The following is a 5,517-nucleotide window of genomic DNA, read 5'->3' on the forward strand; positions in this document are numbered from 1 at the left end:
CCACCGCGTCACTCAGCGGGTGCCGGTACTCGTAGACACCAGCCTCCTGCAACAGGGCTGTCTCCTCCGTCTGCACAATCTGCCGCTCGACCTGATGCAGACGCCGCATAGCATCCGCGATAGCCGTCTGCAGCCCTCGATACTCGGCATGCAGCGCCTCGGTCATCGCGGAGACGCGCATGGCGTCCATCCCACCCAGACGCTCGACCCATGCGCGCAGCTCGTCGTTCTCCGCCTCCAGCTTCCTCTTGCCTCCAAACAACCCTCCGCTGCTTCGCTCCGGTAGCACGGGCACAGAAGCAGGAGCGAGCGGCAACGCCTGAGGCGCGGGAGGTGGAGGCGACGCCTGGACAGGCACCCAGAACTCCCAACCGGGCGGAGCCGGAGGCCAAGAAGGATCCGGCTGCCAACCCTGCGGAGGACGCCAGTTCGCAGGCGGGACCGGCCACCCGGGCGGCGAGTTGAACCCGTACTCCATTGGCACGCCCTCCTTGAGCCGCGCGTGGCCCTGGCAACACGCGCCACAAAGGAAGACCGCCACCACAGTTCATCGGTTTACAGTGCCCGCCAATAAATCTAGGACCCCGTCACTTATAGACAGGCAACCCCTCGGCGGCGAAGCTCATGGCGGAGCACTGGGCAATTACTTGTGCTTGAACAGATGGCTGGGTGCCCTGATCAGCGATGACGCCTCCACGATTCCTGTGACCTGCGCTTCTGGCTTCAGCCGTCTTCCAGCTTTTGTCGTCGGTTCTCAGTCGCGTGTGGCCTGCAAGTGCCCTGCCGCAACCCCTTGCCCCCCAGGCAAGCTGATCAACCACTCCACATGCCGTTGACCCAAAGTCAAGCAGTCTGAACCGTTCATCTGGGTCCCCAGAGGTCTCCGGCCATGCGTCGCCGTTGTCACCCAGTTCGTCACTCGGTACGCCGCTACGGACTGTCCTTGTCAGCTCATCCTGCCATCATGCATGCATCCCTACGACGGTGATCAGGCCCTTAACGCAGAGTTCTCGGTTGAGCGAGAAGGCAAGTACTTGGCTCTCATCCAGGAAAGCTCAAGCGGACGCCCTGGCAAGAGGCGAAACGGGGATTACAACAGAGCTCTGGCCTTGCTGGTCGAAAGGTTACAGGACCGTGACGCCGTTCTGCTGGACGCGCTGGTCGATTCCAAGGAAACCCGTCATCTACCAGAAGAGGAGCGGCGAATTATCTCCGGACCCATCCGCCTTGCAGATCATCCTGATCCCTTGAAGCTGCGTAGGATGCTGACCACTCCGCAAGCCAGGATCGGCCAATCCAAGAACAGCAACAAGACTAAACGGATCCGGCTCCGGCTCAGCGTGCCCGGCTATTCGCCGGACGAAGCTGACCAGCTGGCCCATGACCTGGCAGCCGCATCATCGTCTATCACTCCCCTCGACGGGCAGCCCGAGGAAACCGAGTCTCTGAACCCCGAACACGGCCAAACCTCGGCGGTGGATGTTGACATCAACGCCGTGATCGCGGCAGTAGAGCAGCTCAATACGCAAAAATCAACCGGCGAAGCCAAGCGACACCAGCCATTGACGCTACTGTGGGCAATCGGTCGGACCAAGCATGGTCAGAGCCGCATGGTGCCCTGGCCTGAGGCGAAAGCGGAGATCGACCGACTCATTAGCGGATTCGGCCAGCCCGACGATGCCCCGAACGCCTACCTGCCTTTCCTTGCGCTCGCCAACACGGAGCTGTGGGAGCTAAGCGCCGTTCCCCCTGCCAAAGGCCGGATTGGGGACGCTCGCCGGAACTGGCTGAACGGTACGACACCGCCAATTACGGGTGGCCTGAGCCAATCAGTCCATACGCTCTTCACCAGGTCAACTGAAGCTCTTACTCGGGTCGTCGATACCCTCCTGCTGCTGTACTTCGATGGTGTGGATGAGACCGCGCTGTTGCACGCCGTCGGATTGGCGGCTAGCGCGGCGAGCATCGAAGCCCAGCGCCAGCTTTTCCTGCTTTCTCAGGTCTCTGATGAGTCGACACCCGAACGCGCGCCGGACATCTACAACGGCGTACTCTCTAGGGCCGCGCTAGCCGATCAGCGTGGTGAACAAGCGGTCCTAAGACGGCTACTCCTGCAAGGAGGTCCTGCCGAATGCGCGCTGTGTGGAGCCGAACTGCCTGAGCGCTTCCTCATCGCCGCGCACATCAAGAAGCGCGTCCGTTGCACAGAGCATGAACGTCGGGACCTTGAGAATATCGCCATGCTCGCCTGCGTCCTGGGCTGCGACAGTCTTTACGAGCACGGCTATATCACGGTCTCCGAAGAGGGAAGGATCCTGCTTAGTAAGGCGCTCGAAAAGCACCCACCTCTTCTTGACCACGCCCATCGGCACCTACGTGGCCGAACGACAAGCCAGTGGAGCGCCCAGCGTGAACCCTACTTCGCCTGGCATAGAACCAAGGTTTTCCTGACTGGACCGTCACTCAAACCATCTGATCCGTAGTCAGACCGGAGGTATCCCTACACGTCCATGCTTGTCCTCTGACCAGCCCGGAGCGGCTCGACCGTGAATCCTTTCATCCTTGGGCGACTCGGTGGTTTTGAAGGACAGCGATGGCTTTGACCAGGTGGCCGGCCTTGCTGGGGCTGCACCGTAGCTTCCGCAGGATGCGCCAGCTCATGAGCTGGGTGTTCGCGCGCTCGCCGGGTCCGCGGAGCCGGGCGTGGGAGCGATTGGCCCGCTTCTGAGATTCGGGCTTGTTCTTGCCCTTGTACGGAGTGATCACCGTCTCGGCTGCTGCCCCCTGGTATGCCTTGTCGGCCAGCGTGATGATCCCGGCCCGGTCCAATGCGCGCGGAATGCCCCAGATCCGGGCGGCGGTCAGATCATGTGTCTTGCCCGGCAGCGCCCCCGACGTCCACACGATGGCGCCGTCCGGACCGGCGATGACCTGGATGTTCATCCCACGAACGCGGTGTTTGCCGGAGAAGTACGGGCGGTCGGCCTTGACCCGGTCGGTGCGGATGAGGGTCCCGTCCAGCACCAGGAGGTGCAGCCCGTCCTTTCTGGCCTTACCTAATGCGGCCGGCAGCTTCGGCGAGCGCGCGGACAGGAGAGCGACGGTCTCCTCCACGTATCGCCACGCGGTGGCCGCCGACACCCCGAAACCGTTTCCGACCTCGGTGAATGTCTCGCCTTTGCGCAGGTAGACCAAGACCAGGAGGGCCTGCTGCCCGGGGTTGAGCCGCCGCCAGATCGAGCCGATCGCCTTGCGCCGCCTGCGGATCAGCCCAGCCACGTAGTTCAGCGTCGAGCGCGACAAATCGACGGAAGCGCGATAGAACAGCACCCGAAGCTCCTGGTGGTAACGGATGGATTGTGGTGATCAACCCGTCTACCAGGGGCTTCGCTACGTCATGGGCCAAACTCCAGCATCGCGATCATGCTGTGACCAGCCCGCCCGCAACAGGGGATGAAAAAGGGTCCGTCTTCGTGCGTCCAGGCGTGTTCAAGGTCGTCGTTAGCAACAGCGTTAGCAAGACCCTCCCTGCGCGGACGCTCCGGAGTGCTCGTCCACGCGAACGGCGAGACGGTGTGACAGAGGGAATCGCGTGGTCGAGTGCTCCGGCACACGGGGGGCTGGGGGCTGAGAAGCCCCCGCTTCAAGCTCGCTGGACCGTTGTGAAACACCACCAATCAACTGTGTAGCAGGCCGGAGGTTACGTCTTCCTTCGGGCATGGCGCTGCTTGTGTAGCCATTGCGTCCCATGCGGGAGTTTGATGAGGTGTAGCCATGGTGGAGACCCCTCGTTCCTTTCAGGACATCGTGCGGCGGCGCCAGCGTGCGGGTTTTGTGGGCAGGGAAGGCGAGTTGGCGTTCTTTCTCAGCAACCTTGCGCTTTCCGTGGATGACGATGCACGACGCTTCATATTCACAATTCACGGTGATGGAGGTGTGGGAAAGAGCTTCCTCCTGGCCAGGCTCCGACAAACCGCGACTGAGCAGCGTTGGTTCACTACCAGCGTTGATGAGTCGACTTATAACATCGTCGAAGTTATGGCATCGATGGCCCAGGAGTTGGAGCTCCAGGGCGGCCGGATGAAGCGCTTTACTCAGCGATACTCGACGTATCGGCAACATCAACACGAAGTGGACACGGAGTCTGATCCCGCCGAAGGAATCGCGTCCATCGCGACCAAAGCGGTCGTGCGGGTGGCCCTGGATGCGGCAACTTCGACCATTCCGGGTGGCGGTATGGTCGCCAAGGCGGTGGATTCGGGGGCGGTGGCCGACAACGTCGATCGGCTGCGCGCTGGGGCTCTACAGAAGCGGCACAAGCGAGATGACGTACGGCTGCTCACTGCACCGGAGGAGGAGCTCACACCGCTCTTCGTTGAGGGGCTGTACCAACTCCGCCGACCAGTAACACTCTTTTTCGATACCTACGAGCGAACTGGCGCCTACCTGGATCGCTGGCTTCGGGATGTGCTGATTGGCCGTTACGGCGATGCGCCAGCCAACATGATTATCACGGTCGCCGGGCGCCATCCCTTGGATCCGAGTAGCTGGGCGGACTACTTCGGTGTGCTTACCGATATGCCTCTCACTGCATTCACCGACGTAGAGGCACGACAGGTCCTGGCGAACAAGGGCATCGTCGACGAACGAGTGATCGAGGTCATCCTCTCCGTGTCCGGAGGGCTGCCCTTGGCGGTGGCGATGCTGGCAGAGCAAGCACCAACGGCACCTGAAGCTCTTCGCGACCCCTCAGGCAGCCTTGTCGAACGTTTTCTGCAATGGGAAAGTGATCCCATTCGACGCTCGCTTGCGCTGGCCGCCGCCTTGCCGCGACAGGTGAACCGTGATCTGGTTGCCACCTTGCTACCTGAGGAGACCACAAACCTAGGGGAGCTGTACGGGTGGCTGCTTGGCCAAAGTTTCGTCACGCAGACGGTGAGTGGCTGCCGGTATCACGACCTGGTTCGTGAGCCGATGATCCGGTTGAGCCGTAATCAGTCGCGGCAAGAGTGGCATGCGGCTCACCTCAGGCTGGCGTGTGCTTACCAGGAATGGCGCGAGCAGCTTGGACAGCCCGACAAGGACCAGCAGAGTGATGAGAAGTGGCAGGACTACCTTCTGGAGGAGTGTTATCACCGCCTGTGTGCGGACCCGGTAGGCGCGCTTCCAGAGGTCATAGATTTAGTCGTTGAGGCATATAGAAAGGGAACCACCTCCATACTTCGATGGGTCGATATGATCGTCCAGGTAGGAAAAGACGCGGACGCAGCGATCTTGGCGCTATGGGGTCCGCAGTTGCAGGCAGCGTTGAATGCGGATAGTAATGATCATTCATCATTCATCGGCCGCCTTCTCCAAGAGGAGTGGTTTCCCGCCAGCGCCCAAAAACACGCTTTTAGCGTCCGTGGACATCAGCACTACCTCTTCAATCGATACACGGAGGCGCTGGCGGACTTTACCACCGCCATCGGCCTGGATCCCGAGTATGTCCGGGCGTTCGCTTGGCGCGGTGAGACG

3 protein-coding genes and 1 pseudogene are annotated in these 5,517 nt (G+C 61.4%); 2 read left to right on the plus strand and 2 right to left on the minus strand.

The features are described 5' to 3' along the window. Positions 1–262 (minus strand): annotated as a pseudogene (locus tag Acor_RS41625) (DUF4041 domain-containing protein); the annotation flags it as partial. A 706-nt stretch (positions 263–968) separates the two neighbouring features. On the opposite strand from Acor_RS41625, the gene Acor_RS41630 reads away from it, so the two are divergent. After that, positions 969–2,483 (plus strand): phosphorothioated DNA-binding restriction endonuclease family protein, encoded by a 1,515-nt coding sequence (locus Acor_RS41630; protein ID WP_155342269.1) that lies wholly within the window; start codon positions 969–971, stop codon positions 2,481–2,483. Positions 2,484–2,556: 73 nt separating this feature from the next. Here the strand turns inward: Acor_RS41630 and Acor_RS41635 are convergent, their stop codons facing one another. Continuing rightward, complete coding sequence (locus Acor_RS41635) at positions 2,557–3,330, minus strand: transposase family protein (RefSeq protein ID WP_155342270.1); 774 nt, start codon at positions 3,328–3,330, stop codon at positions 2,557–2,559. Between the two features lie 444 nt (positions 3,331–3,774). Here Acor_RS41635 and Acor_RS41640 point away from each other — a divergent pair. Next, the coding region (locus tag Acor_RS41640; protein ID WP_170317370.1) for an ATP-binding protein at positions 3,775–5,517 on the plus strand (1,743 nt) is incomplete at its 3' end.

Origin of the sequence: Acrocarpospora corrugata, assembly GCF_009687845.1 — a bacterium.
Classification (GTDB): domain Bacteria; phylum Actinomycetota; class Actinomycetes; order Streptosporangiales; family Streptosporangiaceae; genus Acrocarpospora; species Acrocarpospora corrugata.

Excerpts from the sequence above, each read along its gene's own strand:
- Acor_RS41630 (WP_155342269.1), top strand. The coding sequence starts at position 969 with ATGCATCCCTACGACGGTGATCAGGCCCTTAACGCAGAGTTCTCGGTT.